The organism is Microbacterium sp. MM2322 (assembly GCF_964186585.1).
Taxonomy (GTDB): Bacteria; Actinomycetota; Actinomycetes; order Actinomycetales; family Microbacteriaceae; genus Microbacterium.
On record NZ_OZ075067.1, the window covers coordinates 600,765 to 616,878 of the forward strand.

At 69.7% G+C, this 16,114-nt stretch carries 16 protein-coding genes; 11 read left to right on the top strand and 5 right to left on the bottom strand.

Annotated elements, in window-relative coordinates; translation table 11 throughout:
- Positions 1 to 3: 3 nt before the first annotated feature.
- The 4 genes from ABQ271_RS02895 to cofE all read right to left on the bottom strand — a co-directional run bounded on the left by ABQ271_RS02895 (position 4) and on the right by cofE (position 3,644).
- Positions 4 to 864 carry a hypothetical protein gene (locus ABQ271_RS02895; protein WP_349310041.1) on the bottom strand — a complete coding sequence of 287 codons (861 nt, stop codon included), beginning with the start codon at positions 862 to 864 and terminating at the stop codon, positions 4 to 6.
- Positions 861 to 1,553, bottom strand: a complete 693-nt coding sequence (locus ABQ271_RS02900; protein WP_349310042.1) for a response regulator transcription factor — start codon at positions 1,551 to 1,553, stop codon at positions 861 to 863. The genes ABQ271_RS02895 and ABQ271_RS02900 overlap by 4 nt, the downstream gene beginning before the upstream one ends.
- Entirely contained in the window at positions 1,541 to 2,812 is a 1,272-nt protein-coding gene (locus ABQ271_RS02905) for a histidine kinase (RefSeq protein WP_349310043.1), read from the bottom strand. Before ABQ271_RS02905 ends, ABQ271_RS02900 begins: the two co-directional genes overlap by 13 nt.
- Before the next feature lie 64 nt (positions 2,813 to 2,876).
- Entirely contained in the window at positions 2,877 to 3,644 is a 768-nt protein-coding gene (cofE, locus tag ABQ271_RS02910; protein ID WP_349310932.1) for a coenzyme F420-0:L-glutamate ligase, read from the bottom strand.
- 42 nt (positions 3,645 to 3,686) lie between these two features.
- Here cofE and cofD point away from each other — a divergent pair, with 42 nt between their 5' ends.
- The 3 genes from cofD to ABQ271_RS02925 all read left to right on the top strand — a co-directional run bounded on the left by cofD (position 3,687) and on the right by ABQ271_RS02925 (position 6,136).
- A complete protein-coding gene (gene cofD, locus ABQ271_RS02915; RefSeq protein ID WP_349310044.1) occupies positions 3,687 to 4,664 on the top strand; it encodes a 2-phospho-L-lactate transferase in 978 nt (325 codons plus the stop codon).
- 368 nt (positions 4,665 to 5,032) lie between these two features.
- Complete coding sequence (locus ABQ271_RS02920; protein WP_349310045.1) at positions 5,033 to 5,566, top strand: hypothetical protein; 534 nt, start codon at positions 5,033 to 5,035, stop codon at positions 5,564 to 5,566.
- Positions 5,567 to 5,575: 9 nt separating this feature from the next.
- Positions 5,576 to 6,136 (top strand): hypothetical protein, encoded by a 561-nt coding sequence (locus tag ABQ271_RS02925; protein ID WP_349310046.1) that lies wholly within the window; start codon positions 5,576 to 5,578, stop codon positions 6,134 to 6,136.
- 51 nt (positions 6,137 to 6,187) lie between these two features.
- On the opposite strand, the gene ABQ271_RS02930 is transcribed toward ABQ271_RS02925, so the two are convergent.
- Positions 6,188 to 7,549: an aminotransferase class I/II-fold pyridoxal phosphate-dependent enzyme gene (locus ABQ271_RS02930; protein WP_349310047.1), complete on the bottom strand. Its 1,362-nt coding sequence runs from the start codon at positions 7,547 to 7,549 to the stop codon at positions 6,188 to 6,190.
- Between the two features lie 117 nt (positions 7,550 to 7,666).
- Between ABQ271_RS02930 and ABQ271_RS02935 the strand changes: the two genes are divergently transcribed.
- The 8 genes from ABQ271_RS02935 (at position 7,667) to ABQ271_RS02970 (ending at position 16,095) form a co-directional block, all read left to right on the top strand.
- A complete protein-coding gene (locus ABQ271_RS02935) occupies positions 7,667 to 8,515 on the top strand; it encodes a nitrilase-related carbon-nitrogen hydrolase (RefSeq protein WP_349310048.1) in 849 nt (282 codons plus the stop codon).
- 13 nt (positions 8,516 to 8,528) lie between these two features.
- Positions 8,529 to 9,965 carry a dihydropyrimidinase gene (gene hydA / locus ABQ271_RS02940; RefSeq protein WP_349310049.1) on the top strand — a complete coding sequence of 479 codons (1,437 nt, stop codon included), beginning with the start codon at positions 8,529 to 8,531 and terminating at the stop codon, positions 9,963 to 9,965.
- Between the two features lie 27 nt (positions 9,966 to 9,992).
- Complete coding sequence (locus ABQ271_RS02945) at positions 9,993 to 11,009, top strand: TIGR03842 family LLM class F420-dependent oxidoreductase (RefSeq protein WP_349310050.1); 1,017 nt, start codon at positions 9,993 to 9,995, stop codon at positions 11,007 to 11,009.
- Positions 11,006 to 11,890, top strand: a complete 885-nt coding sequence (locus tag ABQ271_RS02950; RefSeq protein ID WP_349310051.1) for an ABC transporter permease subunit — start codon at positions 11,006 to 11,008, stop codon at positions 11,888 to 11,890. Before ABQ271_RS02945 ends, ABQ271_RS02950 begins: the two co-directional genes overlap by 4 nt.
- Before the next feature lie 31 nt (positions 11,891 to 11,921).
- Complete coding sequence (locus ABQ271_RS02955; protein ID WP_349310052.1) at positions 11,922 to 12,716, top strand: ABC transporter ATP-binding protein; 795 nt, start codon at positions 11,922 to 11,924, stop codon at positions 12,714 to 12,716.
- Complete coding sequence (locus ABQ271_RS02960) at positions 12,713 to 13,486, top strand: ABC transporter permease subunit (protein ID WP_349310053.1); 774 nt, start codon at positions 12,713 to 12,715, stop codon at positions 13,484 to 13,486. The genes ABQ271_RS02955 and ABQ271_RS02960 overlap by 4 nt, the downstream gene beginning before the upstream one ends.
- A gap of 62 nt (positions 13,487 to 13,548) precedes the next feature.
- Positions 13,549 to 14,721, top strand: coding sequence for an ABC transporter substrate-binding protein (locus ABQ271_RS02965; protein WP_349310054.1), 1,173 nt, complete (start codon positions 13,549 to 13,551; stop codon positions 14,719 to 14,721).
- 69 nt (positions 14,722 to 14,790) lie between these two features.
- Positions 14,791 to 16,095 carry an aspartate aminotransferase family protein gene (locus ABQ271_RS02970; RefSeq protein ID WP_349310055.1) on the top strand — a complete coding sequence of 435 codons (1,305 nt, stop codon included), beginning with the start codon at positions 14,791 to 14,793 and terminating at the stop codon, positions 16,093 to 16,095.
- The last annotated feature ends 19 nt before the right edge of the window (positions 16,096 to 16,114 follow it).

Consider the following 16,114-nt stretch of genomic DNA (forward strand, 5'->3'; position numbering starts at 1 on the left):
GGGTCAGTTCCCGGGGCGGAGGGTGACGGACCCGGCGGAGACCTGCACGTCGACGGTGCGCGAGGCGCCCGCCGAGGTCTCGAGCAGGTTGTCGAGGGAGCCCGCCGACACGTCGGACGTCACGTCGTACGACGTGTCGGGAATCGTTGCGACAAGGGTCCCGGCGCTGACATCGATGCGGACGTCGTCGAGCGCGTCTCCGGTGAGATCGGCGGTGATCTGTCCGGCCCCGATGGTGAGGTTCGCGCGGGCGGCCCCGTCGACCCTCACATCGGCATCGCCGGCGCTGACGTCCACCCGCACGTCGTCGGCCGATCCCGACACGTCGATGTCCCCCGCGCCGACCGACACGTCGAGCTTTCCGTAGGTGCCGTCGGCCGTGATCGACCCGGCGGAGACGTCGAAGTCTGCATCGAGACGCTCGTCGGCCATCGCGTCGGGGAGAGTCAGCGTTACGCGGTTGTCAGCCCAGTCGAAACCGGACTGCAGCGCCCACCACGGGCGGTTGTTCGAGAGTGACAGGGTGTCGCCGCGGCGTTCGAGGTTCCAGTCGCGGCTGCCACTGGTGATGTCGAGGACCGCCTCGTTGACGTCCGCGTACTGGACCACGACGTGTCCCGCCGAGACATCCAGTGACAGGGCGCTCACCCCGGTCGTGGCAGCCGACCGGTTGCTGGGCCCGCTGTCGGTGGCGGCGTACACGATCGAGCCGATCCCCGAGATGAGTGCCCCGCTCAGCACCACCCCGCCGACGCAGATCGCGACGATCGAGACGATCTGCGCCGACGAGCGCCGAGGCTGCTGCGGCGGCAGCGCCGGCGGTGAGGCCGGAGCCGTGGGCGGGGGAGTGAGGTCGATGCTCATCGGAGTGTTCCGTTCTGATCGGGATGCCCGGCGGCGGGCGGCGTGCCGTGTTCGAGGTGGACGAGCGCGGCGAGCACCCGTCGGTTGCCGTGCTCGTCCTGTTCGAGGCCGAGCTTCTGAAACAGCGAGGTGATGTACTTCTCGACGCTCGCCTCCGAGACGAAGAGCGCGGTCGCAATGGCGGCGTTGCTCTTCCCCTCGGCGATGAGCGCGAGGACGGAGCGTTCCCGGTCGGTGAGGCGCGACATCCGCTCGTCGCGTGCCCGGCGCGTCAGCAGCTGGGCGACGACCTCGGGGTCGAGGACGGTGGCCCCCGCAGCGATCCGGTCGATCGAGTCGAGGAAGTCGCGGACGTCGGCGACACGGTCCTTCAGCAGGTACCCGAGCGCCGCGTTCTGGCCGGTGATGAGGTCACTGGCGTACCGCTCTTCGACGTACTGGCTGAGGACGAGCACCGGGAGGGACGGATGCTGGGCCCGCAGGTCGAGCGCTGCCCGGATGCCCTCGTCGGTGAACGTCGGCGGCAGGCGGACGTCGAGGATGCAGAGTTCCGGCGCGGTCTCGGTGACCGTGTCGACGATGCCCTCGGCCCGGGGGAGGGCGGCGACCACGGTGTGACCGGCGTCTTCGAGCACGCGCACCAGGCCTTCGCGCAGCAGCGTCGAGTCTTCGCAGATCAGGATGCGCACGGGACCGTCACCTCCAGGGCCGTCGGCCCACCGGCCGGACTGTCGAGGGTCGCGGTGCCACCGGCGGCGAGCACCCGGTTCATGATCCCGTCGAGACCGCCGCCGGGGAGGACCCGCGCTCCGCCGACGCCGTTGTCCTCGACGCGTGCCCAGATCAGGCGCCCGGTCGCCGCGTCGCCGCGGCCGCGGACCACGACGCGCACCTCGGTGGCGCGGGCGTGCTTGGCGGCGTTGGTGAGGGACTCGGCGATGACGAAGTAGACCGCCGCCTCCGAGGTCGCGCTGCAGCGTTCGTCGAGACGGACGTCGAGGGCGACGGGGACGTGGGACCGTGCCGCGAGGGCTGAGAGGGCGGCATCCAGTCCCCGGTCGTCGAGGACCGACGCGTGGATGCCGCGGGCCAGCTGGCGGAGCTCGGTGATGGCCGCCTTCGTCGAGGTGTGCGCCTCATCGATCAGCGCCTTCGCCGCGACCGGGTCGGAGTCGATCTTCTGCTGCGCCATGCCGAGGGTCATGCCGACCGAGACGAGGCGCGGCTGGACGCCGTCGTGCAGGTCACGTTCGATGCGCGTGCGTTCGACTTCGCTGGCCCGAACGGCCCCCGCTCGCTGTGCCCCGGCCGTCCGTGCCGCCTCGGCGAGTACAGCTTCGCGCGAGGGCACGAGGATCGACCGGGTGAGCAGATCGTCCAGAAGAGAGACGCCGAACAGGATGCCGAGGCTCACGAGCGTCGCGATGATGCCGCCCGCGACCGCCCCGCCGCCGGTGACCGGAACTCCGACCAGCGGCAGCGTTCCGCCCGCGGCGTCGCCGAGCGGCGAGACGGCGAGCGCCACACCGGTGATCACCGCTGAGGTCGCACCGATGACGATCCAGCCGAGGACCGTCGCGATCGCGAAGCTCCCGATGCCCCGCCACATGGCCCCGTCGGTGAACTGCAGCCAGAGCGTCCGGAGGACGCCGCGGAAGCCGGGCTCGCCGCTCCGACGGAGCCGCAGGGCCGGGATGCCGTGGCCGTAGAGGCCCTCGGCCCGCTCGTGCTCGAGCCAAGCCGCCGCCCACGCGATGTACACGGCGCCGATCATGAGCAGGATGCCGATACCGGCCACCAGCGCCATGCCGATACCCGTGCCGAACAGGGTGGTCGCGGTGGTCAGCAGTCCGAGGCCGACGAGAGCGACGGCGGCCAGCTGCGCGAGGGCGCCGAGCCGCCGGAGCGGTCGGAACCGCCGGGCCGGCGAGGAGGTATCGGAAGTCATGTCCCCACGCTAGGGGTGAGGCTGAGAGCCCCGCAGCGGGGCCGTCCCGAGACCTCGGTTCGGGTTAACCCCCGGATTCCGCGACCCGCGCATCGGCCTGCCCTTGCGCGTAGGCCTCGCGCGTGCCGAGTGCGAAGAGATCGCGTTCGGCGGGCCGGACGATTGAGCGGGCCCCCGGCAGGTCGAGGCTGCCCACGAGGTCGCCGCGTCCGCGGACGACGGCGACCGGCATGCCGGTCGACTTCCGCTTGACGAGATCGGCGGCCGACGCGAGCTCGTCGGCGACGCAGGGGAGTGTCACGGCGAGAGGGCGGCCTGTGGCATCCACATCTCCCCGGAGGTCTTCGATCACGACGACGCCAGCCGCACCGATCGCGCAATCGGTCTGCCCCTCGCGCCACGCGCGTCCGAGGGTGTCCGAGACGATGACGCCGATCCGGGCTCCCGTCCGATCCCGGATGCCGGCCGCTAGCGCCCGCGCGGACGCGTCGGGGTCCTCGGGCAGCAGCAGAATGAGCCCGTCGGGGGTGTTGCTCGCGTCGACTCCGGCCGCCGCGGCGACGATGCCCAGGCGGCTCTCGACGATGCGGACCGTCCCCGCCTCGTTCTCTGCGACGATCCGGACGCTCTCCTCGGCGATCGCCGCGTCTCGTTCCGCGGCGGGACGGAACCGGCCCTCGGCCTTCGAGACGATCTTGCTCGTCACGACGAGGATGTCGCCGTCGACGAGTGCGCCGGCCGCGGCAGCGACGATCGCCTCGACGAGATCCGTGCCCGTCGTGACCTCCCCGATCCCGGTCAACGGCCAGATCGTCAGGGGCGGCGGGGTCATCTCGGGCACCGAGCCAGGATACGGCGACCGTACGCTGTGGGAATGACCGCGACCGACGCCCTCCGCATCGTCCTCCTCGCCGGTGGAGTCGGCGGCTCAACCTTCGCCACCGGTCTCCGGGATGAGATCGCCGGGCGCGGCGGTTCGCTCACCGTCGTCTGCAATACGGGTGACGATCTCTGGCTCAGCGGCCTGCGGCTGCAGCCCGACGTCGATTCGATGCTCTACGCGCTCGCCGGGGTGAAGGACCTCGCCCAGGGGTGGGGCCGCGCCGGAGATTCCCGCCGCGTCGCCGACGAGCTCGCGGCCTGGAACGTCGGCTGGGAGTGGTTCCTGCTCGGCGACCTCGACCTCGGCGCGCACATCGCCCGCACGTCGTGGCTGCGAGAGGGCCTGTCGCCGACCGACGCGATCGCGCGCCTGCAGGCGCGCTGGGACCTCGGCGCGACGCTCCTCCCGATGACCGATACCGAGGTCGACACCCACGTGGTTCTGGATGCCGCCGGAACCCGGATGCACTTCCAGGAGTGGTGGACGCGCCACCGTGCCCGGCTCGAGCCGGTGCGGTTCGAGAATCCCGGGATCGCGGTATCCGTCCCCGCGCCGGGCGTGCTCGAGGCGATCGCGGCGGCCGACGTGATCCTTGTCGCCCCGTCGAACCCGATCGTCTCGATCGGCCCGATCCTCGCCGTCCCGGGCCTGGCCGATGCGATCCGGGCGGCGTCCGCTCCGGTCGTGGGCGTCTCGCCGATCATCGGCGACGCCCCGGTTCGCGGCATGGCCGACGTGTGCCTGCGGGTGGCCGGGGTCCCCTGTACGGCGGCCGGGGTCGCCGGACACTATGGCGCGCGCGGTGCCGATGGCGTCCTCGACGCGTGGCTCATCGCCGCGGAGGACGCGGAGGCCGCGGCATCCGTCGACGACCTCGGAATCACGGCGCACGTCGAGCCGCTGTGGATGTCGGATGCCGCCCGCACCCGCGCGCTCGCCGTCGCCGCGCTCCGCGCTGCGGGCATCTGACGTTCAGCGTGAGACCTGGTGGGATGCGGTGCGACGAGTGCGGGCAAGCGTTACCACCATCGGTCCCGCGACTGCGATGACCGATTGCGTCACACCCACGTCTCCGCTCCTGCCCAGGTGAGGTAACGAGTCGCGCCGAAAACGCTCGTGCCGGCGTTTCGGCGGATGAGGTTTCGGCGGGGGGTTTTGGCGCGCTCCCGGTCGGCGTGTCGCGGCCCGGTCGGTATCGACGCCCGGTCCGCCGGAAACGATCGTTTTCGGCGGAGGTTCGACCATCAAAGCGGGCGACCCCAAACGTTCACCTTGACGCGTCGCCAGCCGTGCCACGATCAGCGGTATCAGCGAAGTACTCGTCACCTGGGGGAACAATGACGAACAGATCCACGGCGAAGCGGTCCCGGATACTCATCATCGCGTTCGTCGTAGCGGCGGCATCCGTGATTGCCGCGCCGGTCGCAGCGAACGCGGTCTACATGCTCGGCGGCATGAACAGCGCGTCGTATCGAGTGAAAGACCCCGGCTACAACTCGACCTGGATGACGCCGATCAACGCAGCTCGCACCAATTGGAACAACCGTTGCGGGCCGTGCAACATCACCTGGAGCGATGACGCGGCGGCGCGGATCGTTTCCGTGAACAAGCCCACCGCGACCTGGAACGGCCAGTACCAGCCGAGCTTCGGAACAAGCTTCCGCATCGAGCTCAATCAGCCCAAGATCGCCGCAACTCCGCCGTTCTCAACCTCGCTTCGCAGCACCACTGCGCATGAGTTGGGGCACTCCTTCAGCCTCGGCGACTACCCCGACCGCGGCAACACATCGGTGATGTCCTACAACCGCGACCGGATGGTGGTCTACGCCCCCACCAACCTCGACCTGGTCGAAGTCGACGACTACTACTGAACGGACACCGTGATGAAGATCTCCAAAGCCACCACCGCGACCCTGCTCAGCGTCGGCCTGCTCTCCCTCGTCGGCTGCGCCGCACCCGTCCACGGCGAGTACACGTTTGTCAGCACGATAGACGACCTCGCAAAGCAGTCAACCGAGATCGTTGAGGTGAAGATCGAAAGCCACCGCGACGGGAAGCTCTACCCCGAACCCTTTACCGGGGACGACCCGGAAACCAACCCATACGCTGGCACGAAAGCCGAACCGCCCTCCCCGGAAGAACTCGCCTCCGACGTCGTCCTGTATGACGCGGTCGTCACCGACACCGTGGCGGGGTCAGCGCGCAAGGGCGAGGGCATCGAGATTCACCAGATGTCCAATGACCCCGACCTCTCCTACCTCGAGGACGGCAACACCTACGTGCTGTTCCTCCTCACCGCCGAAGGACACCCCGCCGGCATCATCGGCGGCGACCAGGGCATCTACCTGGTCGACGGCGACCGACTGCGACCCGTGGACAAAGAGATCGGCATCCCGTTGGAACGCGCATCACTGGACCGCCTGCGCACGAACGCTCGGTAGTCCCAAGCCTGCCACGGCCGAGATAGATCCTTCTCGGCGCGTCCTCTGCGCTCACCCGACAGGCGGGGCCTCGGCCGCCTCGGCCAGCGCTTCCGCGACCAGGCGCACGTTCGCGGTGAGAGCCCCCGCGGTGACGCGGATGTGCGGCGTGGTCACGTCGTCGGTCGGTGCACGGTAGGGGGAGCCGGCGGAGACCGCGATGCCCGAGGCCGCCAGGCGCATCCGCGCCGCCCGCTCGTCGACCACCGGCACCCAGAGGTTGATGCCGTCGGGGTCGCCGACGTCGACGCCGAACCGCCTGAGCGCGGTCGCCATGCTGTCGAGGCGGTCGCGATAGATGAGGCGCGCGGTCCGCACCCGGGCGACGGGGCCGGGATCGGTGAGGAGGTCGAGGAGGACGGTCTGCAGGAGGCGAGAGGTCCATCCGGGACCCAGCATCCTGCGCGCGACGAGACGGTCCACGACGCGCGCCGGACCGCCGAGAGCCGCGATCCGGAGGTCCGGTCCATGAGATTTGGAGAAGCTCCGCACATGCACGACCTGGTTCGGGACCCACCGCGCGAGCGTGACATCCGGCGCCGAGGAGATGAGCGCGGAGTGGTCGTCTTCGATGATCGTGACGCGGCGGCCGTCGGGGGCGTTCATGATGACCTGCGCGAGGGCCCGCGCGCGCTCGGGGGTCATCGAGATGCCCGTCGGGTTCTGCGAGCGCGGTTGCAGGATCACCGCAGCGGGTTTACGGGCGAGCGCTCGGGCGAGTGACCCGGTCGTCACGCCGTCGCGGTCGAGTGCCAGCGGGACGGGTTCGGCCCCGAGCGCCTCGAGGAGGTCGAAGAAATAGGGGAAGCCGGGGGACTCGACCGCGACCCGGTCGCCGAACCGTGCGACCTGCTCGAGAGTCCGCGAGATGCCGTCGAGGGCGCCGTCGACGACGGTGAAGGTCTCGACGCCGGGCGCCGGCCACGTCTCGGAGATGTGGGCGTGCAGCTCGGGCAGCACCGGCAGATCGTGGTAGCGCCCGGTGTCAGCGCGGGGTGCGACCCGGGTGAACGCATCCTCGAGAGCCGGCAGCATGGCCGGATCGGGGGTGCCGTGCGAGAGGTCGAGTCGTACCGGCTCGACGCGGCGCGGTCCGCCGGGTGATGTCATCACCTGCACGCGGGGGCTCAGCCACTCACGGGGTTCTGTGCGGACGAAGGTCCCCGCCCGTCCGCGCGAGACGATCGTCCCCGCGTCGGCGAGCGCTCGCCAGGCTGCCGCGACGGTTCCCGCGGAGACGCCGAGCGTCGCCGCGATCTCGCGGACCGTGGGGAGCCGTTCGCCCGGTTCGAGCGACCCGTCCGCGACGAGCCGTGCGATCTCGCCGGCCATGCCGAGGGGAGTGCGGGACTCGAGAGTCTCGGGGCGCAGCATCCGGTGTCTCCTGCTCGTCGTCCGGGTGTCCGGAGGATTAACGACCGCGACACACTCGGAAACTGTCGAGAAATGTTCAAGCAGGACAGTAACAGAACCGAGGGAAGGGAATCCGAGATGACAACGGTGAGAGCGGCGATCACGCAGACGACGTGGACCGGCGACAAGGAGTCGATGCTCGACAAGCACGAGCAGTTCGCGCGGGAGGCCGCGGCGCAGGGCGCCCAGGTCATCTGCTTCCAAGAGCTGTTCTACGGTCCCTACTTCGGCATCACTCAGGAGAAGAAGTACTACCGCTACGCCGAGCCGGTCGACGGCCCGATCGTGCAACGCTTCGCGGCGCTCGCGAAGGAACTGAGCATGGTCATGGTCCTGCCGATCTACGAAGAGGCGCAGACCGGGGTGTACTACAACACGGCGGTGGTGGTGGATGCCGACGGTACGATCCTGGGCTCCTACCGCAAGCACCACATCCCCCACGTCGAGAAGTTCTGGGAGAAGTTCTACTTCCGGCCGGGAAACCTCGGCTACCCCGTCTTCGACACCGCGGTCGGGAAGGTCGGCGTCATCATCTGCTACGACCGGCACTTCCCCGAGGCGTGGCGAGAACTCGGCCTCAACGGTGCGCACCTCGCGTTCAACCCGAACGCGACCAAGCCCGGCCTGTCGAACCGCCTCTGGGAGGTCGAGCAGCCCGCGGCGGCGGTGGCGAACGGCTACTTCGTCCTCGCCCCCAACCGGGTCGGCCGCGAAGACAACGAGTACGGCGACGAGGCGGTCACCTTCTACGGGACCAGCCAGATCGTCGACCCGCGCGGCAACTACGTCGGCGAGCTCGGCTCGGGCACCGACGAGGAGATCCTCATCCGCGACCTCGACATGGACCTCGTCCAAGAGATGCGCGACGACTGGCAGTTCTACCGCGACCGCCGGCCCGACTCCTACGCCGAGATCGTCGCCCCGTAAGGACGGAGGAACCATGCCCACCACCCTCATCACCGGCGGCACCGTCGTCTCCTCGACCGGACGCGGCCCCGCCGACGTGCTCATCGACGGCGAGACGATCGTCGCCGTGCTGACCCCGGGCTCGACCGTCCTCGGTCATGACATCGCCGCGGCCGTCGACACCGTCATCGACGCGACCGGCAAATACGTCATCCCCGGCGGCATCGACGCGCACACCCACATGCAGCTGCCGTTCGGCGGCACCTCGGCATCCGACACCTTCGAGACCGGCACCCGCGCCGCCGCCTGGGGCGGGACGACCACGATCGTCGACTTCGCCGTGCAGCGCCAGGGCGAGCGGGTCGAGGACGGCCTCGCCGCCTGGCACGCGCTCGCGGCGGGGGAGTGCGCGGTGGACTACGGGTTCCACCAGATCATCGGCGGCGTCGACGAGCACTCGCTCGCGGCGCTCCCGACCCTGATCGACGAGGGCATCACGAGCTTCAAGATGTTCATGGCCTACCCGGGGGTCTTCTACGCCGACGACGCGCAGATCCTCAAAGCCATGCAGATCTCGGCCGACACGGGGCTCCTCACGATGATGCACGCCGAGAACGGTCCCGTCATCGACGTCCTCGCCGAGCAGCTCGTGCGCGCCGGCAACACCGACCCGTTCTTCCACGGCAAGGCCCGCGTGTGGCAGGCCGAGGAAGAGGCGACGCACCGCGCGATCATGCTCTCGAACATCACCGGTGCCCCGCTCTACATCGTGCACGTGAGCGCGAAGCAGGCCGTCGAGCAGCTCGCCTGGGCGCGCGACAAGGGGCAGAACGTGTTCGGCGAGACCTGCCCGCAGTACCTCTACCTCTCGCTCGAAGAGCACCTCGGTGCGAAGAGCGAGGAGTGGGGATCGTTCGAGGGGGCCAAGTACGTCTGCTCCACGCCGCTCCGCTCCCGCGCCGAGGGTCACCAGGACCACATGTGGCAGGCCCTCCGCACGAACGACCTGCAGATGGTCTCGACCGACCACTGCCCGTTCTGCATGAAGGACCAGAAGGAGCTCGGCCGCGGCGACTTCCGCGCCATCCCGAACGGCATCGGCTCTGTCGAGCACCGCATCGACCTCATGTACCAGGGCGTCGTCACGGGCGAGATCACCCTCGAGCGGTGGGTGGAGCTCACCAGCACGACCCCCGCGCGCATGTTCGGCATGTACGGCAAGAAGGGCGTCATCGCCCCCGGCGCTGACGCCGACGTGGTCGTCTACGACCCGAACGGGCACACCTCGATCGGCTACGACAAGACCCACCACATGAACATGGACCACTCCGCGTGGGAGGGGTTCGAGATCGACGGGCACGTCGACACCGTGCTCTCGCGCGGCAAGGTCATCGTCGACGACGGCGCCTACCTCGGCCGCAAGGGCGACGGCCGGTTCGTCAAACGCGGCCTCAGCCAGTACCTCATCTGACCCGACCTCCACCGAAAGGGAGCCGACATGGACTTCGGCGTCGTCCTGCAGACGAACCCGCCCGCCTCGCGCACCGTGCAGCTGTCCACGCTCGCCGAGGCCCACGGGTTCAGCCACGTCTGGACATTCGACTCGCACCTCCTGTGGGAGGAGCCCTACGTCATCCACTCGGCGATCCTCAACGCCACCAAGCGGATCACCGTGGGGCCGTTCGTCACGAACCCCGCGACCCGCGACTGGACCGTCACGGCATCCGTCTTCGCGACCCTCAACGAGATGTACGGCAACCGCACGATCTGCGGAATCGGCCGCGGCGACTCGGCGGTGCGCGTCACCAACGGCAAGCCCGTCACGATGCGGGAGCTCCGTGAATCGATCCACGTGATCCGTGAACTCGGCAACTCGCGCGCCGTCGAATACAAGGGCGCGACGCTGCAGTTCCCGTGGAGCCGGGGGTCCGAGCTCGACGTCTGGGTCGCCGCGTACGGCCCGTTGGCCCTGAAACTCACCGGCGAGGTCGGCGACGGGTTCATCCTGCAGCTGGCCGACGTCGACATCGCCGCCTGGATGATCAAAGTGGTGCGGGATGCCGCCGAGGCCGCCGGGCGCGACCCCGATTCGATCGCGTTCTGCGTCGCCGCCCCCATGTACATCGGCGACGACTGGGAGCACATGCGCGACCAGTGCCGCTGGTTCGGCGGGATGGTGGGCAACCACGTCGCCGACATCGTCTCGAAGTACGGCACCGACGGCGACGTGCCGCAGGCGCTCACCGACTACATCGCCGGCCGCACGGGGTACGACTACAACTCGCACGGCAAGAGCGACAACGACCACGTCGACTTCGTGCCCGACGAGATCGTCGACCGGTTCTGCCTGCTCGGCACCGCCGAAGACCACATCGCCAAGCTCGAGCAGCTGCGCGCCATCGGCGTGACCCAGTTCGCCGGATACCTCCAGCACGACAACAAGGAGGAGACGATGCGGGTCTACGGCGAGACCGTGATCCCCGCCCTCTCCGACCACATCACGGCCAAGTCATGATCCGCCGGTCCGCAGCTGCCGGAGGGTGGGGCGTCGTCGGCGTCGTCGCGCTCGTCGTGCTGTGGGAGGCCTACAAGTGGCTCGGTCCCGTCAACGGCGTCGTGATCGGCGGCGAGGACGGCCTCCGCATCCTGCCCCGCACGAACGATCGCGCCATGCCGCACGTGGCCGACATGATCGGGCGGCTCTTCGATCCGCTGAGTGGAGCCAGCACCCCGCCGCTGTGGGTCGCCGTCGCCGGAGCGGGCCTCGTGACCCTCGGCATCGCGGTGGTCGGCTGGATCATCGGCGTCGCGGTCGGGATCGCCTTCGCGCTTCTCATGCAGCGCTGGCGCGTCGCCGAACGCGGCCTCCTGCCGTGGACCGTCGTGTCGCAGACCGTCCCCCTCATCGCGTTCGCACCGCTGGTGGCGCGAATCGGGTCGCAGATCGACCGGGCCGGGGTGGTGCCGTGGCCGCAGTGGCTGTCGGTCGCGGTCATCGCCTCGTACCTCGCCTTCTTCCCCGTCTCGATCGGAGCCCTCCGAGGGCTCTCCTCTCCCGACACCATCCACCTCGACCTCATGCGCAGTTATGCCGCCGGATACGGGCAGACGCTGCGGCGGTTGCGGTTCCCGTCCGCCGTTCCCTACCTGATGCCCGCCATCCGTCTCGCCGCGGCGAACGCCGTCGTCGGCGTCGTGGTCGCGGAGGTCTCCATCGGCATGCGGGGCGGGTTGGGACGGATGCTGCTGCAAACCGCGCAGTCCGCCTCGGCCGACCCCGCCCTGCCGTGGGGGCCGATCTTCGGCGCCGTGCTGCTCGGTCTCGTCGTCGCCGGCGTCGTGGCGCTCCTCGGCGGCGGTCTTCGCCGGTACCGGCGAGGAGAGGCATCCGCATGACCGTCCACCCCCACCCGAGAGGAACCATCGCATGAGCGAGATCGCCGTCCGCGCCACCGGCGTCGGCCGCACCTTCGGCGGCCGACGCACCCCCGGAGTGCAGGCCCTCAGTGACGTCGACCTCGACATCGCCGCAGGGGAGTTCGTGTCGCTCATCGGCCCGTCCGGATGCGGCAAGTCCACCCTCATGCGCCTCGTCGCCGACCTCGACCAGCCCACGACCGGAACGCTCGAGGTGTTCGGCAAGAGCCCGAAGCAGGCGCGACTCGACCAGGATTACGGCATCGCCTTCCAGCAGTCCGGGCTCCTGCCCTGGCGGACGGTGCTCGAGAACATCGTGCTGCCCCTCGAACTGCATGGCGTGGCCGCCCGTGAGCGTCGTGCCCGCGCCGCCGAACTCGCCGAGATGGTCGGGCTCACCGACTTCGGCGCGCGCTACCCCGACGAACTCTCCGGCGGCATGCAGCAGCGCGTTGCGATCGCCCGCTCCCTCGCGACCCGCCCGCGGCTCCTCCTCATGGACGAGCCCTTCGGCGCACTCGACGAGATGACCCGCGAGCGGATGCAGACCGAGCTCACCCGCATCGCGGGCGAGACGGGGGCCGCCGTCGTGTTCGTCACCCACTCGATCCCCGAGGCGGTCTACCTCTCGGACCGGGTCGTCGTCATGTCGCCCCGGCCGGGCCGGATCACCGAGATCGTCGACGTCCCCTTCGGCGTCGAGCGTCCCGACCTGCTGCGGGAGTCGCCGGAGTTCTTCCAGAAGGTGACCGAAGTGCGCGAAGCGCTCCACGGCGCCCCCGTCGCCCGCGCGAACGAGCGGTGAGCGCGGTGACGACGACGGAGCGGATCTCGCGCATCGCTGCGCCGGTGGCCACCGGCATCCTGCTGCTCCTCGCGTGGCAGGTGCTGTCGGGCGTCAAGATCGGACGCCTCTCGCTGATCCCCGCGCCCCTCGACGTCGCCGAGACCGCGACGGGCATCGCCGGGGTCGTCGGCGAGGACATCCTCGTCACGGGCGGGAACACCCTCGTCGGACTCGTGCTCGGCACGGTCTTCGGCGTGCTGCTGGCGGCGCTCGCGGCGTGGCTGCGGCCCGTCGACGGCATGCTCACCCCGCTCGTCGCCGCGATCGCGGTGGTCCCGATCGTCGCTCTGACGCCGCTCCTGAACACGATGCTCGGCGCGTCGGCGCAGACCGGGCGCCAGGTGGTCGCCGCCATCGCGGCGTTCGTCCCGGTCTTCGTCAACGTGCTCCGGGGACTCCGGCAGTCGCGCCCCGTGCAGCGCGACCTGTTCCTCGCCTACGCCGCGACGGGAGGCCAGCAGTTCCGCAAGCTGACGCTCCCCGTGGCCGTCCCCTACCTCGTCACGGGCGTTCGGATCGCGAGCTCGATCGCCGTCATCTCGGCGCTCGTCGCCGAGTACTTCGGCGGTCCCACCGATGGCCTCGGTACCGCGATCTCCAGCTACGCCAAGACCGGCAATGCGGCCGTCGCCTGGACGTACGTCGCCGCCGCGATCGCGGTGGGTCTCGTCTTCTTCCTCGTCACCGTGCTCCTCGAGCGTGCCGTGACCAGGCGGAGGCCGATCTGACGCCCGTCGGACCGGCCCGCTCCACCGCACCACCCGCACCATCCGAACCCGAAAGGAACACCATGCGTCACAGCACCCGACGCCGGTTGGCGGTCATCGCGACCGTGACCGCCGGCGCACTCGCCCTGTCCGCGTGCGCGGGCACGACGAGCACCACCCCCGCCGACGGCAATGAGGACTTCACGCCGATCACCGACATCAAGCTGCAGCTGCAGTGGCTGCCCCAGGCGCAGTTCGCGGGCTACTACGTCGCCCAGGAGATGGGCTATTTCGAGGATGAGGGCTTCGACAACGTCGAGATCGTCCCGTCCGGCGGAGACATCGTCCCGCAGGATGCCCTCATCGCCGGCGACGTCGACTTCGCCGTCGCCTGGGTGCCGAAGGTCCTCGGGACGATCGAATCGTCCGGCGTCGAACTGACCGACATCGCGCAGGTCTTCCAGCGCTCCGGCACGACGCAGGTCTCGTGGAAGGGCGACGGCGTCACGAGCGTCGCCGACTTCGAGGGCAAGCGCATCGGATCGTGGGGCAGTGGCAACGAGTGGGAGATCTTCGCGGCGATGGCCGCGGATGATCTCGACTCGACCACGGTCTCCGTTGTCACCCAGGACTTCTCGATGAACGCCCTGCTCGACGGTGATGTGGATGCCGCGCAGGCCATGACCTACAACGAGCTCGCTCAGGTTCTCGAGGTCGTCAACCCCGACACCGGCAAGCTCTACACGATGGACGACCTCGACGTCGTCTCGTACGAGGACACCAAGGGCGCCATGCTGCAGGACGCCATCTGGGCCGACACGGAGCGCCTGGCCGACGACCCGGCGTACGCCGACGCGGCAGTCCGCTTCCTCAAGGCCATCACCAAGGGCTGGCTCTACGCGCGGGACAACGTCGATAAGTCCGCCGACACGGTGTGGGACATCGCCTCCACCGCCGAGGCAGCCTTCCCGATCGGCGCCACCCACCAGCTGTGGCAGCTCAACGAGGTCAACAAGCTCATCTGGACCGACGTTCCCTTCGGGACCATCGAACAGGATGCCTGGGACCAGACCGTCGACGGGGCGATCGCCGCTGTCAACCAGGACGGCATGCACCTGATCACCGAGGAGCCGCCGGCATCCGCGTTCTCGAACGAGTACATCGAGAAGGCACTCGCAGAGCTCAAGGAGGAGGGGGTCAGCGTCGACGGGGCGTACACGCCGATAGACGTCACCCTCACCGAGGGCGGAAAGTAACCGCATCACCATGACGGTCCCGGGGCGCGCCCCGCGTCCCGGGACCGTCCCCGACCTCTGGAGCATCCGATGGTTTCCGACGACCTCGACATCCGCACCCGCGAACTCGACCGCGCGCACGTCTTCCACTCGTGGTCCGCGCAGGCCCTGATCGACCCGTTCCCGCTCGCCGGCGGGCTCGGCTCGACCGTCTGGGACCACGCCGGCACCCGGCTGCTGGATTTCTCGAGTCAGCTCGTGAACGTCAACATCGGCCACCAGCATCCCGCCGTCATCGGGGCCATCCAGGCGCAGGCCGAGGTCCTCACCACGGTCGCGCCGTCGACGGCGAACCTCGTCCGCGGCGAGGCCGCGCAGCGCATCGCGGATCTCGCCCCCGACGGATTCTCGAAGGTGTTCTTCACCAACGGCGGTGCGGACGCGAACGAGAACGCGATCCGCATGGCCCGACTGCACACGGGGCGCGACAAGGTCCTGTCGCGCTACCGGAGCTACCACGGCAACACGGGCGCGGCGATCGTCGCGACGGGGGACTGGCGTCGCATCCCGAACGAGTACGCGCGTGGGCACGTGCACTTCTTCGGCCCGTACCTGTACCGCTCCGAGTTCTGGGCGTCGACGCCCGAAGAGGAGTGCGAGCGCGCTCTGCACCACCTGCGCCGGGTCATCGAGGCGGAGGGGCCGACCTCGATCGCCGCGATCCTGCTGGAGTCGGTGCCGGGGACGGCGGGCATCATGATCCCGCCGCCCGGCTACCTCGCCGGCGTCCGTCGTCTCGCCGACGAGTTCGGCATCGTCCTGATCCTCGACGAGGTGATGAGCGGCTTCGGTCGCACCGGCCGCTGGTTCGCGTTCGAGGGCCACGACGTCGTCCCCGACCTGATCACCTTCGCGAAGGGGGTGAACTCCGGCTACGTCCCGATCGGCGGCGTGATCATCTCCGACGAGATCGCGGCGACGTTCGACGAGCGGGTGTTCCCCGGCGGGCTGACCTATTCGGGGCATCCGCTGGCCGCGGCATCCGTGGTCGCCGCGCTCGACGCGATGCGGGCAGAAGGCATCGTCGACAACGCGCGCCGGATCGGTGAGGACGTCCTCGGACCCGGCCTGCACGCGCTGGCCGCCAAGCACTCGATCATCGGTGAGGTGCGCGGGGAGGGCGTGTTCTGGGCGCTCGAGCTCGTCGCCGACCCCGTCACCCGCGAACCCGTCGCCCCTGCGGTGATCGGGGCGTTGAAGAAGGACCTCATGGCGCGAGGGCTCCTGCCGTTCGCCGCCGACAACCGCATCCACGTCGTCCCGCCCTGCGTCGTCACCGACGACGAGGTCCGGCGCGCCCTCGACATCTACGACGCGGCCTTCGCCGCGCTCTGACCCGCACATCCCCGGAGGA